Here is an 18,064-nt window from a genome sequence, read left to right as displayed (position 1 = left end):
ACTTTGTCGACAAGCTGAAATATACCCTATAAGGGTATATTGATCAAGTTATTGAAAAGGGTCGCGGGCGGGCTGTTTTGTCAGAAAATACAAAAACCAGACCGCATGGTTTTGCTCATCGGCGGCTGCCCGTTTGAAAGCCTGTTTTACCGTTTTGTCCCGGGTATAGTCGGCAATGTTCAAATAGAAATCGACCGTTTCCTGTTCGTCTTTAAATGCGAATTCCAAGCCCGTTTTGTATTGATCAGGGCATGGCTCCGTTATTTTGATATCCGGTTTTCTGCCGGCTATGGACATGAAAAGATTGATAAATGTATTGAAATGGCGGATTTCGTCCTGCCTGATCTCCAATATCTGCTTTTTTATATCGGGAGTTGCCGCCATTTGCGCGAGTTTTTGATAACAAATAACTGCGCTGTGCTCTCCGTTTACCGCCTTTTCGATATCCTTGATCAGCCTGTCGTGCTGTCTGACGGGATAAAACGTCTGAACGTGCCACATCATGCTCACCTCGCTTTTTTTTAGCGTCTTGCCTTGCCAGTATATGAGCGGAAACCGCTGCACGTGTTTGCCGAAAAAAGTGTCAATTATGTCACATCTCCCGAATCTATTTTAAAAACATGAAGTTTGACGTAAAATGGTTGTTAGCGCCAAAGTACATACCTCAAATTGGAGTGAAATTGATGAAAAAGACGCTTTTACTGGTAATGACGATGCTTTTGGCATTTGCGCTTTTCGGCTGTCAGGCCGGAAAGGATGCTTCAGGGAAAGATCAGTCTGAAGACGTTCAGCTGACCGTTTCCGCGGCTGCGAGCCTGAAAGATGTATTGACGGAGCTTTCGTCTGAATATAAGAAGGATCATCCGAATGTCACCGTCAAGTTTAACTTCGGTTCATCAGGGGCCCTTCAGCAACAGATCGAACAGGGAGCTCCGGCCGACTTGTTTTTTTCGGCTGCACAAGACAAATTTGATAGATTGGTTGAACAAGGATTGATTTCAAAAAGCGATTCAGTCAACTTGCTTGAAAATTCGCTGGTGCTGATCGTTCCGAAAGAGAAAGCCAAGCAGGTCAAAAGCTTTGAAGACCTGACGAAAAGCGGCGTCGATAAGCTTGCGGTCGGGAAGCCTGAATCCGTTCCCGCCGGAAAATATGCAAAGGAGACGCTGACAAGCCTTCATTTGTGGTCTAAGGTTCAATCTAAAATCGTTTACGGAAAAGATGTCAGACAAGTGCTTTCCTATGTTGAAACTGGCAATGCGGATGCAGGCGCCGTCTACCGGACGGATGCGCTTACCTCCGATCAGGTGAAGGTAGTAGAAACCGCCGCTTCTGATCTTCACACTCCGATCGTTTATCCGCTCGGAATCGTAAAAAATACGAAGCATAGAGAGCAGGCTGAGCAGTTCTACAAATTTTTGCAAAGCGACGAGTCCGTTAAAAAAATGGAAAAGTACGGGTTTAAGAAAGGCTGATCGCCGGGATGCTTGAGGAATTTCTTTCCCCGATCAAGATTTCTGTCCAAGTGACGATTGCGGCTGGGATCATCGCCGTCCTGTTTGGCACTGCTGCGGCAAGATTAATGGCGCGTAAGCGATTTAAAGGCAAATCCGTCGTCGAGACGGTCTTGATGCTGCCGCTTGTCCTTCCGCCGACTGTCGTCGGATTCTTTTTAATCGTCATATTCGGAAGACAGAGCGTGATCGGCCGCCTGATTGAACACGTGTTCCATGCGCCTGTTATATTTACCTGGTGGGCGGCGGTGATCGCGGCGGCTGTCGTTGCTTTTCCGCTAATGTACCAGTCGGCGAAGGCGGGCTTTTTGGGTGTTGACCGGGAGATCGAAGATGCCGCAAGAGTTGACGGTGCAAAAGAATGGCAGGTGTTTTTATTCGTCACCCTTCCAATGGCGTCAAATGCAGTGATGACAGGGAGCGTTCTCAGCTTTGCCAGGGCGCTCGGCGAATTTGGCGCGACGCTGATGTTTGCCGGGATTATTCCGGGTGTGACGGAGACGGTTCCAACGGCGATCTATTTGTCGATTGATTCGGGGAATATGACGCTGGCGTGGCTGTGGGTCGCCTCGATTGCGGTTATCTCGTTCTTCATGCTGTTTTTTGTGCAGTTTAAACAAAAATAGCCGTATGGGACAGTTCTCATACGGTTTTTTCCAGTTTTGCAGAATGGTTATTTTGGCGATGATTCGATAGAATAGAAAGGAAATGAACAAAGAAAGGAGACGGACGTAATGGGAGCAGTCTTTTTATCAGGCAGGTCCGGGAGTGGGAAAACGACCTTCATCTTGGATGACATCAGAGAAAAGCTTCGCCATGACCCGCTCGGGAAACCGATCATTTTTCTAGTCCCGGATCAGATGACGTTTTTAATGGAATATGAGCTTAGTAAAACTCCCGATTTGGGCGGGACGATCCGCGCCCAGGTTTACAGTTTTTCAAGGCTTGCCTGGCGAATCCTCCAGCATACGGGAGGGATGAATCGTCCGTTTCTGACGGGGACGGGCATTCAAATGCTGCTTCGCAAATTGATCGAAGAGCATAAGAGCGAGTTTAAAGTTTACCAGAATGCAAGCGATAAAAGCGGATTTACGGAGCAGGTCGAACGGATGCTGACCGAGTTTAAACGGCACTGCCTGCCGCCTGAGGGCATTCGCGAGATCATGCAGGGAAGCGGGGCATCGGAATATGAGGAGGAACGGATTCTTTCCGACAAGCTCCATGACCTCTACATTTTATACAGCAGGATGGAAGAAGCTCTCGAGCATCAATACGTTCAGTCAGAAGATTATTTGACGCTTTTGGCGGAGCAGATTCCGCACGCCGCAGAGATCAGGGACGCTTCGATTTATGTGGACGGTTTTCATCAATTCACCCCGCAGGAGATGCGCGTTCTTGAACAGCTGATGGCGCATTCCCGGGAGATTACGTTTTCTTTGACTGTGGACGAGCCTTTCGCCCACCATGCACCGCATGATCTGCATCTGTTCCGGATGACGGGAAAGGCGTATTTCGATCTTTGCCAAAAGGCGCGGGAGCTCGGCCTCGACTTGTCAGAGGTCCGGATGGAAGGGGCGAAACGGCACAGCCATGCCCCTGAACTTGAACACTTGGAACGGCAGTTTGATGAACGGCCGGCAAAACCGTATACGGGAACATCGGAGTCTTTTTGCCTCATGCAGGCGGCAAACCGGAGAACCGAAATCGAAGGGATCGCGAGGGAAATTCATTCCCTGGTGCATAGCGGCAGATTCAGGCTGAAAGATATCGCGGTCATCGCCCGCAATCTCGAAGATTATAAAGATACGATAAAAGAAGTGTTTACGGATTACGAACTTTCTTTTTTCATAGACGGAAAAGAGTCCATGCAGAATCATCCGCTGATCGAACTGATCCGTTCAACCCTTGATATCATCAAAAGCAACTGGCGATATGAAGCGGTGTTCCGCTGCATCAAAACAGAGCTTTTATTCCCGATGGATGAGCCGAGGGAGCGGGTGCGGGATCAGATCGACCAGCTCGAAAACTATTGCATTGCCTATGGGATTAAAGGCGAGAGATGGACGAGCAAAGACCCGTTTACATACCGCAGATACGCCTCATTGGATGACGACTTTGCCAAGACCGACCGGGAGATTGAGACAGAAAATATGCTCAATGACTTAAGGAGCTGGATCGTACCGCCAGTCCACCGGCTGCAAAAACGCTTGAAAAAAGCGGGATCAGTCAGGGAAATGGCTGAAGCCGTTTATCTTTATCTGGAAGAAGCGGACGTTCCGATGAAGCTGGAACAGGAACGGCAGCTTGCCGAAGAAAGCGGCCGGATCGCGGAATCAAGACAGCATGATCAAGTATGGGACGCAGTTATTCAATTGCTGGACGAGTTTGTGGAAATGATGGGAGACGAGCGCATATCGTTTTCCTTGTTTCAGCAAATGGTCGAAACCGGTTTGGAGTCTTTAACATTCTCGCTGATTCCGCCCGCTCTTGATCAAGTATTTATCGGGAATATGGATTTATCTAGAATGTACGGGACGAAATGCACGTTCCTCATCGGGGTGAACGACGGCATTCTTCCCGCAAGGCCGGCAGATGACGGGGTTTTGACAGATGACGACAGAGAGTGGCTGAGACGAAACGGTGTCCAGCTTGCAGCAACGGGCAGAGAGCAGCTGCTTGACGAGCATTTTCTGATCTATATGGCGCTCTCAAGCCCGTCAGACAAGCTTTATGTTTCATATCCGATCGCGGATGCCGAAGGAAAGACGCTGCTTCCTTCAACTGTTGTGAAACGATTGGACGAGCTGTTTCCAAGTAGCGGAGAAAAGGTGCTTGTCAATGAACCGGAACAGCTTGACGATGAAGAACAGCTCGAATTTCTCGTCAATAAAAGCACGGCGTTAAGCTATTTGACAGGACAGCTTGGTATATGGGCGAGGCAGTATGCAATCAGTGATGTCTGGTGGAGCACATACAACTTTTTGATGGATGAGCCGGACCGCGGCTTTTCGAAAAATATTCTGTCCAGCTTGTTTTTCCGGAACAAGGTGCACAGGCTCACCGAGCGCGTGAGCCGGGATTTGTACGGAGAGAACATCCAGGGGAGCGTGTCGCGGATGGAGACGTATAAAGCCTGTCCGTTCTCCCATTTTGCTTCCCACGGCTTAAAGCTGAAGGAACGCCAATTTTTCAAGCTTGAAGCGCCTGATATCGGCCAGCTGTTTCATTCCGCGCTGAAGCTGATTTCAGACCGACTTCATGAACTGAAGCTTGATTGGCGGGATCTGACGAAGGAGCAATGCGATACATTGTCGAGCGATGCCGTGGAGCGGCTTGCGCCAAGGCTGCAAAAAGAGATATTGCTCAGTTCGAACCGCCACCACTATGTCAAGCAAAAGCTGCAAAAAATCATTGCAAGGGTGTCCGGCATTTTAAGCGAGCATGCAAAAGCGAGCGGATTTGCTCCCGTCGGGCTGGAGCTGGGATTCGGCGGCAACGGACCGCTTCCTCCGATGCGGTTCACCCTTAAGAACGGGTGCACAATGGAGCTTGTCGGCCGGATTGACAGGGTCGATAAAGCCGAAAGCTCAAAAGGTCTGCTGCTTCGAATCGTCGATTACAAATCGAGCGATAAAGGCCTCGACTTAGCCGAAGTGTACTACGGCCTAGCCCTGCAGATGCTGACATACCTCGATTTGTCGATCACGTATTCGGCCGAATGGCTCGGGATGAAGGCATCGCCGGCCGGGGTTCTTTATTTTCACGTGCACGACCCGATGATTCAGGCCTCCGTGCCGCTCAGCCTTGATGAGATCGAAAAGGAAATATTCAAGAAGTTTAAGATGAAAGGGCTCCTGTTAGGGGACCGGGAAGCGATCAAGCTGATGGACACCGCCCTTGAACAGGGCAGGTCCGACATCATCAGCGCCGGCTTGAAGAAGGACGGTTCTCTGCGTTCGGATTCGGATGTTGTCACGGAAGATGACTTTCATTTGTTAAGGCGCCACGTCCGCCGGACGTTTCAAAAAGCAGGCGAGGAGATTACAGACGGCAATGTGTCGATCGAGCCTTATAAATTAAAGGACAGAACCCCTTGCACATACTGCGCTTTCAAATCTTTCTGCCAGTTTGACGAATCGCTTGAAGAGAATGAATATCGCGTATTGAAGCCGGAAAAAGACAATGTCATATTGGAATGGCTGAAAAAGGAGGATGAGGCAGATGGAAACGGCTAAGCCGAAAAACAGCACATGGACGGACGACCAATGGAAAGCGATCGTCTCATCCGGCCGGGATATTTTGGTCGCCGCTGCGGCGGGCTCCGGAAAAACGGCCGTCCTTGTCGAGCGGATCATCCGAAAGATTACGGCAGAGGAAAATCCGATCGATGTCGACCGGCTGCTCGTCGTCACCTTTACGAATGCATCGGCGGCGGAGATGAAACACCGGATCGGTGAAGCGCTTGAGAAAAAGCTCGCCGAAAACCCCGGCTCCCTTCATTTGCGCAGGCAGCTTTCCTTGCTGAACAGGGCGAGCATTTCGACATTGCATTCTTTTTGTCTTCAGGTCGTCCGCAAGTATTATTATATGATCGACGTTGATCCGGCTTTTCGGATCGCCGATCAGACAGAAGGCGAGCTGCTCGGCGATGAGGTCCTTGACGAGCTGTTTGAAGAAGAATATCAAAAAGGCGACCCGGCTTTTTTTGAGCTGGTGGACAGATATACGACAGACCGCCACGATCTCGATTTGCAGTACCTTATCAAACGGGTTTACGAGTTTTCCCGCTCACATCCCGACCCGGAAGCGTGGCTTGAAAAATTTATGAACCTGTACGACGCAGATCCCGGCGCGAAGATCGAGTCGCTGCCGTTTTATTCCTACATCAGGGAAGATATCGCGCTTGTGTTGAACAGTGTGCGGGAAAAGCTGACCCGCGCGCTTGAGCTGACAAAACGGCCGGGGGGGCCGGCTCCGCGCGCTGAAAACTTTCTCGACGATTTGGCGCAGATCGACAAGCTGCTTGAGCATCAGGATGATTTTGAGGCCCTTTATGAGCTTGTGCCGGCTGTTTCGTTTCAGCGGGCCAAACCGTGCAAAGGGGATGATTTCGATCCGTCTTTAATCGACGAAGCGACAGACCTTCGGAACAGTGCAAAAAAAATGCTTGAAAAGCTGAAAGGCGACTATTTCACCCGAACGCCGGAGCAGCATTTGGAGAGTTTGAAGGAGATGAAGCCCGTCATCAGGACGCTTGTCCAGCTCGTCGCAGAGTTCGGCAGACGCTATAGAGCGGCGAAGAAAGAAAAAGCCATCGTCGACTTCTCCGATCTTGAGCACGACTGCCTGGCGATTTTGACAAAGAAAAACGAAGGCGGGACAACGGAGCCGAGCGAAGCTGCGGCCTATTACCGGCACTTGTTCCACGAAGTGCTCGTCGATGAGTATCAGGATACAAACCTTGTACAGGAGGCGATTTTAAAGCTTGTCGCCAAGGAGGAGCACGAAGGAAACCTTTTTATGGTGGGCGATGTCAAGCAGTCGATCTACCGTTTCCGGCTGGCTGAGCCGCTTTTGTTTCTTTCGAAATACAAGCGGTTCACAGATGACGGTTCAGGCGCCGGACAGAAAATCGATTTGAACAAAAACTTCAGAAGCCGGTCCGACATTTTGGATAGCACCAATTTTTTGTTTAAACAGCTGATGGGGGAGAAGGTCGGCGAGGTTGTCTATGACGAACAAGCCGAATTAAAGCTCGGCGCATCGTATCCTCCCAATGAGAGCACAAAAACAGAGGTGCTGATCATTGAAAATGGGGAAGATGCGGCTGATGAAGAGGCAGAAGAGCTTGAAACGGTTCAGCTTGAGGCAAGGGCTGTCGCCGGACGGGTCAGAGAGCTGATTTCCGGCAAATTTCAAGTGTATGACGGCAAAACGAAAACGACAAGAAACATCCAGTACCGCGACATCGTGATTTTGCTGCGCTCCATGCCGTGGGCGCCGCAATTCATGGACGAGTTCAAGCAGCAGGGGATTCCGGTATACGCGAATCTGTCAACCGGATATTTCGAAGCGACAGAAGTAGCCGTTACGCTTTCACTGCTTAAAGTCATCGACAATGCCTACCAGGATATTCCGCTTGCATCCGTCCTCAGGTCACCGATTGTCGGCCTTGATGAAAACGAACTGTCCCTGATCAGAATCCGGGATAAAAAAGCGCCGTTCTATGAAGCGCTGAAGGCGTATATGGCGTCAGCGGACAGGGATGATCCGCTTTATGAAAAGCTTGCCCGCTTTGACGGGTTCCTGAAGAAGTGGAGGGCATACGCAAAAAACCATTCCGTGGCAGAGCTGATATGGGAAGTTTACCGCGATACGAAATATATCGATTATGTCGGCGGAATGCCGGGCGGAAAGCAGCGGCAAGCCAATTTGCGCGCGCTCTATGACAGGGCGAGATCGTACGAATCGACCTCCTTCCGCGGATTGTTCCGCTTTTTGCGATTTATTGAACGGATGCAGGAGCGGGGCGATGACCTCGGAACGGCGCGGGCTTTGAGCGAACAGGAAGACGTCGTCCGCCTGATGACGATCCATTCGAGCAAAGGCCTTGAATTTCCCGTCGTATTCACGGCGGGCCTCGGCCGGAATTTCAATATGATGGATCTCAACAAATCGTATCTGCTTGATAAAGAGCTCGGGTTCGGGACGAAATTTATCCATCCGAAATGGCGCATCAGCTATCCGACGCTGCCGCTTGTGGCGATGAAGAAAAAAATGCGGCGCGAGCTTTTATCAGAAGAGCTCCGCGTCTTGTATGTCGCTCTCACCCGTGCAAAGGAAAAACTCTTTTTGGTCGGAACGGCGAAAGACAAGGACAAGCTTTTGGCAAAATGGCGGACCTCCGCCTCCCATGCCGAATGGCTGCTTCCTGATTTCGAACGCTTTCAGGCGAAATCGTATCTCGATTTTATCGGCCCAGCTTTAATGCGGCACAGGGATATGGCAGACGGTGATCTGAATTTGCCGAATGATGACATCCGTCAGCATCCGTCCCGTTTTACGATCAGCTGGATATCAGCAGGAGAGCTGCAGGCCGAAGATAGAGCGCAGACTGAAGAAGAAAAACACGAACGGCTGTCACTGGTAAAAAAAGGGCTGCCGATCGATGGGGCTTTCGATTATGAAAAAGAAGTCCGCGAACGGCTGACATGGTCGTATCCTTTCCGGGATGCGTCACAGGTCCGCACAAAACAGTCTGTCTCCGAAATCAAGAGACAGAAGGAGTACGAGGATGAGTACGGCGACCGTTCATTGATTCGTCCGGCAAATGAAACTTTGCTGTTCAGAAGACCCTCTTTCATGATGGCAAAAGGGCTGACCGCCGCTGAGCGGGGAACGGCAATGCATACAGTCATGCAGCATCTTCCGCTCACTCGCGTCCCCGAAAAGGATGAGCTCGGCCGTCTGCTGGACATGCTTATCGAAAAAGAGCTTCTAACGGAAGAGCAACGCGCAGCTATCGAAGAAGATGACATTCTCGCGTTTTTTGATACGGATATAGGCGGAAAACTGCTTGGCGCCCGCCGGGTTGAGCGGGAAGTGCCCTTCAACATGACGCTGCCTGCACGAGAGGTTTATCCAGGCTTCAAGACTGCCGATGACCCCGTCTTAATTCAAGGGATTATCGACTGCTTGTTCGAAACCGATGACGGCTTTTATTTGCTTGACTACAAAACCGACCGGATACACGGCAAATTTCAAAACGGCTTTGAAGGAGCGGAGCCGATTTTACGAAAACGCTACGAGACGCAGATCAACCTTTACGCCCGGGCTGTCGAAACGATGCTTAAGACGCCTCTGAGAGGAAAGGCTCTTTACTTTTTCGACGGCGGGCACGTGATCCTGTTTTGATGAATGGTTACCTTCCCCCAGCTTTCCGAGCGGGGGAAGTTTTGATAAAAAGAGAGGTGACAGAGATTTGAGAATTTTACATACGGCTGACTGGCATTTGGGAAAAACGCTTGAAGGAAGAAGCCGATTGAAGGAGCAGGAGGATTTTCTAGATGAGCTCGCCCGGATCGTAAAAGACGAGAATATCGATGCCGTTGTCATGGCGGGAGACGCTTTTGACACTGTAAACCCGCCGGCTCTTGCCGAACAGCTTTTTTATGAAAGCCTCTCCGCCTTGTCTGATAAAGGAACGCGCCCGGTGGTCGTGATCGCAGGAAACCATGACAATCCCGACCGCCTTTCGGCCGCGTCACCGTTAACGACTGACCACGGCATCTATCTGATCGGATATCCAAAAGCCGAGCCCATTGACATAGAAGTCCCTTCTTCAGGAGAAATCCTTTCCATTGCGGCGCTTGCCTATCCATCAGAATCAAGGCTGAATGAAGTGCTGTCTGATACGTTTGATGAAAAGCTGCTCCGCGATCGGTATGACGAAAAAATTAAACAGACCTTTCAGCATATGAGCCGAAAGTTTAAAAAAGGCGCCGTTCAGATCGCGGCGAGCCACATTTATGTGGCAGGCGGCAGCCAGACTGATTCAGAGCGGCCGATCGAAGTCGGCGGCGCGTATACGGTGGCGGCGGAAAGCCTGCCTGAAGGCGCCGCATATGTGGCACTCGGCCATCTCCACCGTCCGCAAACGATAAAACGTGCCCGCACACTTGCAAGATATTCCGGTTCACCGCTCGCCTACAGCTTTTCAGAAGCAAGCTATGCCAAATCGGTCACGGTTGTGGAAGCTGCTCCTGGCGGGCCGGCGGCAGCCAATGAGATTTTCCTGTCGAGCGGAAAGCCGCTTGTGAAATGGAAGGCAACGGAAGGCATCTCACAGGTGTACAGCTGGCTTGAAGAAGAGCGCGACAAAAACGCGTGGATCGATCTCGAAATCCATTTGACAGACCAGCTCTCCATTGAAGAGATTCACCGTTTGAGAAAAGCGCATCAGGGAATCATCCACATCCGGCCGGTGTTTCAAGACATTCCGCCGTCTGCCGACCAAACGGTTCAGTCGCGGCAGGTCCCGATTGAAGAAAGGTTTATCGCGTTTTACGAAAGGCAGACCGGCGGAGCGGTTCCGGATGAAGAAACCGTAAAATTGTTTTTAGAGCTTGCATCAACAGCGAAACTGGAAGAGGGGGATGACTCATGAAGCCGATTTCCCTGTCCATCAAGGGGCTGCACAGCTTCAGGGAAGAACAGGTCATTGATTTTGAAAGCCTGTGCGATTCCGGCGTATTCGGCATATTCGGGCCGACCGGGAGCGGAAAATCGTCGATTTTGGACGCCATGACGCTGGCGCTTTACGGAAAAGTGGAGCGGGCCTCGAACAATACACACGGCATTTTAAACCATGCTGAGGATGAGCTTGCCGTGTCTTTCACGTTTAAGCTGCAAACCGGCCATGAGACGGCATATAAGGTGGAGCGGGTGTTTAAACGAACGGATGACGTGAAAGTGAAAACGTCCATATGCCGCTTTATCGAAATGAAAGAAGAACAAACCGTTTTGGCTGATAAAGCAAGTGAAGTCAACCGCAAAGTCGAAGAGCTGCTCGGCTTAACGATCGATGATTTTACGAGGGCGGTCGTGTTGCCGCAAGGGAAATTCGCCGAGTTCCTTTCTTTAAAAGGAGCGGACAGGAGGCAAATGCTTCAGCGCCTCTTCAATCTTGAGCAGTACGGCGACCGGCTCGTGAAAAAGCTCAAAAAACAGGCGCAGGCGGCGTATGCGAAAAAGAATGAAATGCTCGCCGAGCAAGCCGGACTCGGAGATGCCGATAAAGAGGCGTTAAAACGCGCGGAAAAGCATCTCGGGGAAGCTGAGCAAACGTTAGAGAAAAAACGCATCGAACGGGACAGCAGCGCCCGGCATTTTACCGAATGCCAGGAGATTTGGAATCTGCAAAAGGAAAAAGAAGGCTATCTCAGAGAAGAAGAAGAGCTCCTTGCACACAAGGACGCGATTGCCGAAAAGGAAAGACGCCTCACGCTCGCCGAAACGGCAAACACGCTAAAACCGTACGCGGATGCGTATCTTGATGCCAAAGAAGACGCAGCGCGCGCCGAAGAGGAGGAAAAACAGGCGCGCAAAGAGCTGCAAACGTATGAAGCCCTCTATGAGAAAGCGCAGCACGAATACGGAAACTTCAGAAACGGCAAAAAAGAAAAAGAGCCGGAGCTGTTGAAGCAGGAAGAGCAGCTCACAGCCCTGAAGGAAATCGAAAAAAAACGGCTTGCCGTCCAACGGGAGGCCGATCGGAAACTGAGCGAGAAGGCCTTAAAGGAAGACGAAATCAAGCGTGCGACAGATGAGCTTCAAAAGGTAAAAAGCCTGCTGGAGCGGGGGATGACGAGGCAAAATCAGCTAAAAGCGGAACTGAAAGCCGTTCAGGTGTCAAGCGTTGAACGAAAAAACTGTCAAACCGCCAATCAGCTTGCATTTCAAATTAAACAGCGGAAACAGGAAACCGAAAGAGAACAGGAGCGTCTGTACAAGCAGAAGGACGTGCTCAGCCGGCTTCATAAAGAAGAGGAGCAAATCAAGCGCAGCATCAAGGCCGAAGAAGAGCATATTCAGGCTGGCTTTTCCGCGGTCGAACGGGCTTATGCAATGGTCTGCGATGTCGAACGCGCCCTCTCTGAAACCGTCAATCTCGCCGCCAAAAAGAGGGATGAACTATCGGCGAAACGGGAGGCTGCAAAAACGGAAGAGCTGACAAAGGAATTGGCAAAGCAGCTCAAAAAAGGAGAGCCCTGCCCGGTCTGCGGGTCCATCCTGCATGAAAAACCCGCCCATTTCAATGGAGAGAGCGTGTCTTTCAAAGAAACGGAAGAAGCGTTGCGGGAAGCTGAAAACATCATCCAAGAAGCTGCCGAACTGGCTCAGGAGTTTCTTTCTGCTAAAGTGGCGCTTGAACAGCAGTCAGACCATCTTATCAATGAATGCCCGTTTTTAACGAAAAACGAACCTCAATTGCCGGAAACTGCCGCTTCATTAGAAGAATCGTCTACACCTGAGCGCTTCCGCCGAATCGGTTTTGAGTGGAGGGGGATCAGGCAGGATCTGACAGACATTAAAAGCCGCATGCCAAAGCTTCTTAGCGCATACAAGGAAACCGCCAAAAAACGCGAACAAATTCGCGAGCGGATCGGCTACGAAGAAAAAGAGAAGGAACGCCTGGAAACGGGCGTCAAGGAGCTCAGCGCTTCATTGAGCGAAATGGAAACAAGTTTCGGCGAACAATTTGACGGCCTCTCGTATGAGCAGGCCGAAACATGGCAAAAATCGATCGAAGAAAAAGATCTTGCGGCCGAAGATTACGAAAAAAGGATCGAAAAGAGCGTCGGTTTTCTCAAAGAGCAGGAACAGCAAAAAGGGGAACTGACAGAGCGCTTGTTTACCCTCGATAAAGAGCAGCTCGACCTCCATTATGTGATCGAAGGGCTGAAAAAGGAAATCGGCGAATACGAAAAAGAGCTCAAAGATTACCCTCACGCAGCTGCCATCGATGAACATCTTGAGGACGTGAAGACGCAATTGAAAGAGCTGAATGAGCGGGAACAGGTTCTTTATGAGCATCTGAAGGAAACGGATTCGCGCGTCAACAGATGGCGAGCCCGGACAAACGCGTGTGAGCTCGCAGTCCGCGAAGCGGCGGCAAGGCTCGCAAAAGCATCTGGCATCTGGACGGAGAAAGCGGAAGGCACAATGTTTGAAGATGCCGCAGATGTGAAGAAGCACCTCATCGGGCAGGAAGAGCTTGAACGTTTGAAAAAAGACATCCAATCGTATTGGGATCATACAAAGCAATTCAAATCAAATATGAAACGGATTGAGGAAAAGCTCGGAGGCAGGTCGCTTACCGCGGAGGAATGGGAAAAGGCGGAAAAGAGAAAAGTTGAGGCCGAAGAAGCATTCGGCAGAGCGCTGGAGGAAAGAGGGGCAGCGGTAAAAGCGCTCCATGTCATGCGCGAGAACCATAACAGATTCAAGGAGCTTGAAGCCTCCTTGAAAGAATGGCAGACCTATATCGATCGCCTTGATAAACTTCAGGCTGTATTTAAAGGAAACAGCTTTGTTGAATATTTGGCGGAAGAACAGCTGGAAAGCGTCACAAGGGACGCATCGGCAAGGCTTGGCGGACTGACAAGGCAAAGATATGCGATTGAGGTCGATTCAGAGGGCGGTTTTGTTATGAGGGATGATGCCAACGGCGGAGTCAGGCGTCCCGTCACAAGCCTGTCCGGCGGTGAGACGTTTTTGACATCGCTTGCGCTGGCACTTGCTTTATCCGCGCAAATCCAGCTTCGCGGAAAGTACCCGCTCCAATTCTTTTTCTTGGACGAGGGCTTTGGAACGCTTGATCAGGATTTGCTGGATACGGTGATTACGGCATTGGAAAAACTCCAATCCGACAATTTGTCGGTCGGTGTCATCAGCCATGTTCAGGAGCTAAGGGCAAGGCTTCCGAAAAAGCTGATCGTCCGCCCGGCAGAGCCGAGCGGCAGGGGAACCGCCGTATCACTCGAAATGATCTGACGCGCCCGGTTATAAAACACAAACCAAAAGCAGCCTCCTTCTGTACGAATGGGGCTCTTTATGCATTTCCGACAACATCCTGGTCGCTGACATCGGGGTCTATATAATTCGTAGCGTTTAAACCATTGTTAACAAGCAGGAAGTCTCCTGTATTACCAGCACCTGAACCAAGTGCGGATTTTGAAGAGCTTTTTGGAGAAAGGTAAAAGGAATCACCGAAGTTTACGACTCCGCCTGAGATAGAGTTGATCTTGATAGGTCCGACAATTGCTGGCATGATAGATCGACACCCTTTATAGAAGTCTCGAAACAGTATATGCCGGACGTTTACCTATTGTGAATTGACCGGAGGCAGGTTTCGAATGTGCTTGATTCTCGTTTCGGTGTCGATGCGGCCGGTCGAGCCGATATGGGCAATTGCAGAAGAAGATATACTTTGCACTTTAATCGCCCTGACACGGATGACCGGGTTTTCATGATAAAATGCGGAGTATACCCCGGTTTCCGGCAGAAGCCGGGGAACCGGTTCCCGGAAAAGTTGAAAATCTTCCTGCTTAAATGAGCCTTCATTGCCGAAATAGTTGGGAAGATACCGCTGAACGGCGAGTACCTTTTCCCTGGCAAAGAACTCCTGTGTATCACCGATTTGAAGCGTGCTGCCGGTTCCAATAAATTGCACTTTTAAAAACTTGACTTTTGACGTTCTGTTCAGCATTATTCCGGCTGCAGAGGCGTAATCGGCCCGACGATGAGAGATTCCGGCGGCGTGTCAAAAATCGATGACAATGATATGGACTCGGTATCCCCGATTAAAAAAACAGATGAACTTGAAACCCCGGTAATTTTAATGTTGCCTACGTCCAAACAACGGTTTACAACAGTAAAATTCATTCGTTTTCATTTCCTTTCATTTCATCTGGTATCGCTTGTAGAAAGTGTTCAATCGCCCGGATGATATCCCGTTTTACGTGTTCGGCCAGCTTTTCTGCATGCTCTCTCGGATTACCGAACTCTCCGGGTTTTAAATGTTTGGCATAATAGCGGAGACGGCTGTCGATCTGTTTTCGGATGTCTTCGATGATATGATGCCGGTTTGTTTCATCCAATTTGCTGTCATAACGGCTCTCCAGCTGTTCAAGGTGATGCGGAATTTCTTCATTTAAGTAAGCATCAACGAGGAGTCTTGCGTGCTGCAAGAGCTGGCCGTCCATTTCCTGCTGGAGCATCCCGATTTCCGGCGGCTGCTGACCGATTTGAAAGTTCTCCACCTGCTCCTGTTCTGCCGGATTGAGCCCGATGTTGAGCGTTCCTTCCAACCGTTCGATTTTTAATTGATCAAATTTGTATTCAACCCGGTCGATCCTTGTTCCCGGATTTTCCTTCATTCTGTTGAGCTCTGTCTGAATGGCAATCATTTGCCTTTCAAGCTGCTGAATTTGTGCGGCCTGCTGCTGCAGAACTCCATACGCGTTTTGCGAATAAGAAGGATTCATTTGATTCATGAGTCTGCACCTCCGCGTACTACCCCTGCGCCTGTAGGAGCCACAAGAGGGGTAAGGATTGGCTGAGGAACCTCTCCGGTTACAGGCGGAGCAGCCTCAGTATAGCTGCCGGTATTGTACAAATTGGAAAGCGTTTTAACAGAACCGGCGCTCCCGATCTGCAAGACGGAAGAGTTGCTGATCCCTTCTATTCGCAGGTAATTGATTTGTATCGTTTGATTAATATAGAAGTTCATGATCTCACTCCTTACAGGTTTCCTGCGACCGGCTGATCGATCAGATCGGTATCGTTTGTGCGGGTAATGCTGTTTTGGTTGTATATGACGGTTCCGTCTCCGGTTACAAAACTCCCGGCGCCGGCAAACGTTTTAAGTTCGGAATAAGGAGAGATCGTAATGCAGTCCCCGATATGAACAATCCCGCTTGAACCTACGGCATTTACTTTAAAAGCTCCGACAATCGCTGGCATGAAAGCACACCCTTTACAAACATTCTTATGGGCTATACACCATATCTTATGTTCATTGGGCTCTTTTGTGATAAGGGTGAAACTATTTTCTGAAAAAAACGTAAAAAGCAAGCAGAAGCGTGTTGCGGGGGGTGGAAGTGAGCATGTATTTCGAGCTTCAATATGATTCATTATTGCTGGCATTTCTTTTTATGTTTACGGCCTACGCTGTCGGGATAAAAAAACAATTGTGGCTGTTGAGAGGATTTCAGCAGTCAAGGATCAGAGACAAGGATAAACTCGCTGAAACAGCCGGATATTTCTTTTTAAACAGCGGCTTTTTCCTGTTGTTGAACGGCTTTGTTTATATACCGTATCAAGAGACGTTTACACCACCTGCCATCCTTGCTTACGGTGTCTGTACAATCATATATGTGCAGAAAACATTGGTTGATTAGAGGATGGCATCAAAAAAAGACCGGCGGCTGTTACAGCTCTGCCGGAAAAAAGCAGTATTGCCCGGGGCGGCGGCTTTTAGGAAGTTCGGCGGCCGCGGGTTTTAAAAGCGTCTTCGGGTTGCATGCCGTTTTCGTGTTTCTGCATTTTTTGATTGAGCAAGTTGTCCAGTTCCTGACTGCAGCGAATCGCTTCTTTTGAATTGATTCCGAATTTTTCAGCGGTTTCGAATAAGTCTAACCGTTTTGCTTCAATTTTCTTGTTCATCATGGCAGTCTCCAACCTTCACATATATTTTGAGCCGGTGAATCAGCTTTTACAGCGGAATAAAAAAGTGGATATTGATAGTATACCCTATTTTGTGATAAAAGGATTTTTTTCGCCAATATGACAAAAAATGTGACAATTTTCGGCGCAGACGTGTGTTTCGTCTTAAAGCCTGGCCAGCTCAAAAAGCAAAAAGCGTTTTCTCTTTTCAATATACTGAAAAATCTGTTTTTGTTCATCCTCAAGCTGCTCGGAGGTGATGGTTGTGTAAGGATCCATCTGAAGGAAAGGTGTCAGGTCGGCATGCCATTTTGTCAGAAAAGGCGAGAGCCGGCTGATCGTGAATTCGTGCTGCAGGATGTGCCTCATTAAAATGGAGTATTGGGCTTTGAAGGCCGGGATGTCCAGCAGCCTCGCGGATAATGTGTTATAGCCTGTCACCGGAATGCGGTCATGCTTCATTTCTTTGCCGTTGATGTTCCGCCCCCATGTCGCATCATAATCCCAGGGGATGATTTGGAAGGATCCCGTCTTTTCATTGAAATACAGGGCGTAATTATGAACAAATGCGTCGAAATTTTGCGTGCACACCGCTCCGATCAGCCATAGCAAATATTGTTTGACATGAAGGTATCGTTTGATTTCTTTTGCAAAGACATCGTCTTTTGCGGTGTTGATAAAGTAGATAAACTCCTGGAGCGCATCGTCGTGCCTCACCGAACCCGATTTTCTTTCATAGCCCTGCAGGAGATTTTTCTTTGCCTGCTTATCGAAAGAACTCAAAAGGGAAAAGTTGGCATCGTCATCAACAGCGTAGTAAATCGCCCCGTCTTCCAAATTTCTTTTCTTTAAGAATGTATCGTCAACAGATTCGATTTTTAAATAGATCCCTTCTTTTTTTCCGTTGATATAAAGGAACACGTGCGAGGCTGAGGGAGAAAGGACGCCGATTTTTTCAAAGAAATGAAAGGAGAGCCTGTTTCGGATGTAGGAAGGATCATTGAATTCGGCGTTTAAATGGAATTCGGATTCCCCGTTTTTCGAATGCTTGCGATATTGAATGTCATACGATTTTTTTTTCAATTTGCGGGTGTGCGATCCCCTGTAAGAAACGAAGACGGGAATGTTTGCCGAACTGGTTTGTAGCATGCCGGGGACCGCTTTGTCGCTCCAGATGTCTTTTTTTAATTCAGTTAATCTGCTCTGATCAATGTTCAGCCTAAAGGCCGGCAAAGCAGTGCCACTCATGATCATTTCCTCCTTTTTTATCTGACATATCATATGTGGAAAAAGCCTGTCCCGGAAGTGATATGCTCCCCTAA

The 18,064-nt window shown here is 49.4% G+C and carries 16 protein-coding genes; 7 read left to right on the top strand and 9 right to left on the bottom strand.

Going from position 1 to position 18,064, the window contains the following annotated elements:
* Positions 1 to 48 precede the first annotated feature (48 nt).
* Positions 49 to 501 (bottom strand): ferritin-like domain-containing protein, encoded by a 453-nt coding sequence (locus V7126_RS15770; protein ID WP_046131323.1) that lies wholly within the window; start codon positions 499 to 501, stop codon positions 49 to 51.
* 182 nt (positions 502 to 683) lie between these two features.
* Between V7126_RS15770 and modA the strand changes: the two genes are divergently transcribed.
* The 6 genes from modA to sbcC all read left to right on the top strand — a co-directional run bounded on the left by modA (position 684) and on the right by sbcC (position 14,069).
* Positions 684 to 1,475 carry a molybdate ABC transporter substrate-binding protein gene (gene modA, locus V7126_RS15765; protein WP_335497707.1) on the top strand — a complete coding sequence of 264 codons (792 nt, stop codon included), beginning with the start codon at positions 684 to 686 and terminating at the stop codon, positions 1,473 to 1,475.
* Positions 1,476 to 1,483: 8 nt separating this feature from the next.
* Entirely contained in the window at positions 1,484 to 2,140 is a 657-nt protein-coding gene (gene modB, locus V7126_RS15760; RefSeq protein WP_046131293.1) for a molybdate ABC transporter permease subunit, read from the top strand.
* A 108-nt stretch (positions 2,141 to 2,248) separates the two neighbouring features.
* Positions 2,249 to 5,749: a helicase-exonuclease AddAB subunit AddB gene (gene addB / locus V7126_RS15755; RefSeq protein WP_335497706.1), complete on the top strand. Its 3,501-nt coding sequence runs from the start codon at positions 2,249 to 2,251 to the stop codon at positions 5,747 to 5,749.
* Complete coding sequence (gene addA, locus V7126_RS15750; RefSeq protein WP_046131291.1) at positions 5,736 to 9,428, top strand: helicase-exonuclease AddAB subunit AddA; 3,693 nt, start codon at positions 5,736 to 5,738, stop codon at positions 9,426 to 9,428. The genes addB and addA overlap by 14 nt, the downstream gene beginning before the upstream one ends.
* A gap of 67 nt (positions 9,429 to 9,495) precedes the next feature.
* Complete coding sequence (gene sbcD, locus V7126_RS15745) at positions 9,496 to 10,680, top strand: exonuclease subunit SbcD (RefSeq protein ID WP_046131290.1); 1,185 nt, start codon at positions 9,496 to 9,498, stop codon at positions 10,678 to 10,680.
* A complete protein-coding gene (gene sbcC / locus V7126_RS15740) occupies positions 10,677 to 14,069 on the top strand; it encodes an exonuclease subunit SbcC (RefSeq protein ID WP_335497705.1) in 3,393 nt (1,130 codons plus the stop codon). The genes sbcD and sbcC overlap by 4 nt, the downstream gene beginning before the upstream one ends.
* Before the next feature lie 58 nt (positions 14,070 to 14,127).
* Here the strand turns inward: sbcC and V7126_RS15735 are convergent, their stop codons facing one another.
* The 6 genes from V7126_RS15735 to V7126_RS15710 are packed head-to-tail and all read right to left on the bottom strand — an operon-like array spanning position 14,128 to position 16,040.
* Positions 14,128 to 14,346 carry a spore germination protein gene (locus V7126_RS15735; protein ID WP_046131288.1) on the bottom strand — a complete coding sequence of 73 codons (219 nt, stop codon included), beginning with the start codon at positions 14,344 to 14,346 and terminating at the stop codon, positions 14,128 to 14,130.
* Positions 14,347 to 14,400: 54 nt separating this feature from the next.
* On the bottom strand, positions 14,401 to 14,784 hold the full coding sequence (locus V7126_RS15730) for a spore germination protein GerPE (RefSeq protein WP_046131287.1): 384 nt from the start codon (positions 14,782 to 14,784) through the stop codon (positions 14,401 to 14,403).
* On the bottom strand, positions 14,784 to 14,960 hold the full coding sequence (locus tag V7126_RS15725) for a spore gernimation protein GerPD (RefSeq protein WP_046131286.1): 177 nt from the start codon (positions 14,958 to 14,960) through the stop codon (positions 14,784 to 14,786). The genes V7126_RS15730 and V7126_RS15725 overlap by 1 nt, the downstream gene beginning before the upstream one ends.
* On the bottom strand, positions 14,957 to 15,571 hold the full coding sequence (gerPC, locus tag V7126_RS15720) for a spore germination protein GerPC (RefSeq protein WP_046131285.1): 615 nt from the start codon (positions 15,569 to 15,571) through the stop codon (positions 14,957 to 14,959). Before gerPC ends, V7126_RS15725 begins: the two co-directional genes overlap by 4 nt.
* The gene (locus V7126_RS15715) at positions 15,568 to 15,807 is read right to left on the bottom strand and encodes a spore germination protein GerPB (RefSeq protein ID WP_046131284.1); all 240 of its coding nucleotides are present in this window, start codon (positions 15,805 to 15,807) and stop codon (positions 15,568 to 15,570) included. The genes gerPC and V7126_RS15715 overlap by 4 nt, the downstream gene beginning before the upstream one ends.
* Before the next feature lie 11 nt (positions 15,808 to 15,818).
* A complete protein-coding gene (locus V7126_RS15710; protein WP_046131283.1) occupies positions 15,819 to 16,040 on the bottom strand; it encodes a spore germination protein in 222 nt (73 codons plus the stop codon).
* Between the two features lie 143 nt (positions 16,041 to 16,183).
* Between V7126_RS15710 and V7126_RS15705 the strand changes: the two genes are divergently transcribed.
* On the top strand, positions 16,184 to 16,477 hold the full coding sequence (locus tag V7126_RS15705; protein WP_046131282.1) for a DUF3784 domain-containing protein: 294 nt from the start codon (positions 16,184 to 16,186) through the stop codon (positions 16,475 to 16,477).
* Positions 16,478 to 16,553: 76 nt separating this feature from the next.
* Here the strand turns inward: V7126_RS15705 and V7126_RS15700 are convergent, their stop codons facing one another.
* Entirely contained in the window at positions 16,554 to 16,742 is a 189-nt protein-coding gene (locus V7126_RS15700) for an aspartyl-phosphate phosphatase Spo0E family protein (protein WP_046131281.1), read from the bottom strand.
* 165 nt (positions 16,743 to 16,907) lie between these two features.
* A complete protein-coding gene (locus tag V7126_RS15695) occupies positions 16,908 to 17,990 on the bottom strand; it encodes a CotH kinase family protein (RefSeq protein WP_046131280.1) in 1,083 nt (360 codons plus the stop codon).
* Positions 17,991 to 18,064 lie beyond the last annotated feature (74 nt).

The sequence above is a fragment of the Bacillus sp. JJ675 genome (genome assembly GCF_036963165.1).
In the GTDB taxonomy this organism is placed as follows: Bacteria; Bacillota; Bacilli; order Bacillales; family Bacillaceae; genus Bacillus; species Bacillus glycinifermentans.
The sequence above is the reverse complement of the archived record's forward strand: the minus strand, read 5'-3'. Positions and strand labels throughout refer to the sequence as shown.

Coding starts and splice junctions, on each gene's coding strand:
- V7126_RS15710 (WP_046131283.1), bottom strand. CDS start 16,040: ATGCCAGCGATTGTCGGAGCTTTTAAAGTAAATGCCGTAGGTTCAAGC.
- V7126_RS15700 (WP_046131281.1), bottom strand. CDS start 16,742: ATGAACAAGAAAATTGAAGCAAAACGGTTAGACTTATTCGAAACCGCT.
- V7126_RS15725 (WP_046131286.1), bottom strand. CDS start 14,960: ATGAATTTTACTGTTGTAAACCGTTGTTTGGACGTAGGCAACATTAAA.
- sbcC (WP_335497705.1), top strand. CDS start 10,677: ATGAAGCCGATTTCCCTGTCCATCAAGGGGCTGCACAGCTTCAGGGAA.
- modB (WP_046131293.1), top strand. CDS start 1,484: ATGCTTGAGGAATTTCTTTCCCCGATCAAGATTTCTGTCCAAGTGACG.
- V7126_RS15735 (WP_046131288.1), bottom strand. CDS start 14,346: ATGCCAGCAATTGTCGGACCTATCAAGATCAACTCTATCTCAGGCGGA.
- V7126_RS15715 (WP_046131284.1), bottom strand. CDS start 15,807: ATGAACTTCTATATTAATCAAACGATACAAATCAATTACCTGCGAATA.
- V7126_RS15730 (WP_046131287.1), bottom strand. CDS start 14,784: ATGCTGAACAGAACGTCAAAAGTCAAGTTTTTAAAAGTGCAATTTATT.
- gerPC (WP_046131285.1), bottom strand. CDS start 15,571: ATGAATCAAATGAATCCTTCTTATTCGCAAAACGCGTATGGAGTTCTG.
- modA (WP_335497707.1), top strand. CDS start 684: ATGAAAAAGACGCTTTTACTGGTAATGACGATGCTTTTGGCATTTGCG.
- V7126_RS15705 (WP_046131282.1), top strand. CDS start 16,184: ATGTATTTCGAGCTTCAATATGATTCATTATTGCTGGCATTTCTTTTT.
- addB (WP_335497706.1), top strand. CDS start 2,249: ATGGGAGCAGTCTTTTTATCAGGCAGGTCCGGGAGTGGGAAAACGACC.
- V7126_RS15770 (WP_046131323.1), bottom strand. CDS start 501: ATGTGGCACGTTCAGACGTTTTATCCCGTCAGACAGCACGACAGGCTG.
- V7126_RS15695 (WP_046131280.1), bottom strand. CDS start 17,990: ATGAGTGGCACTGCTTTGCCGGCCTTTAGGCTGAACATTGATCAGAGC.
- addA (WP_046131291.1), top strand. CDS start 5,736: ATGGAAACGGCTAAGCCGAAAAACAGCACATGGACGGACGACCAATGG.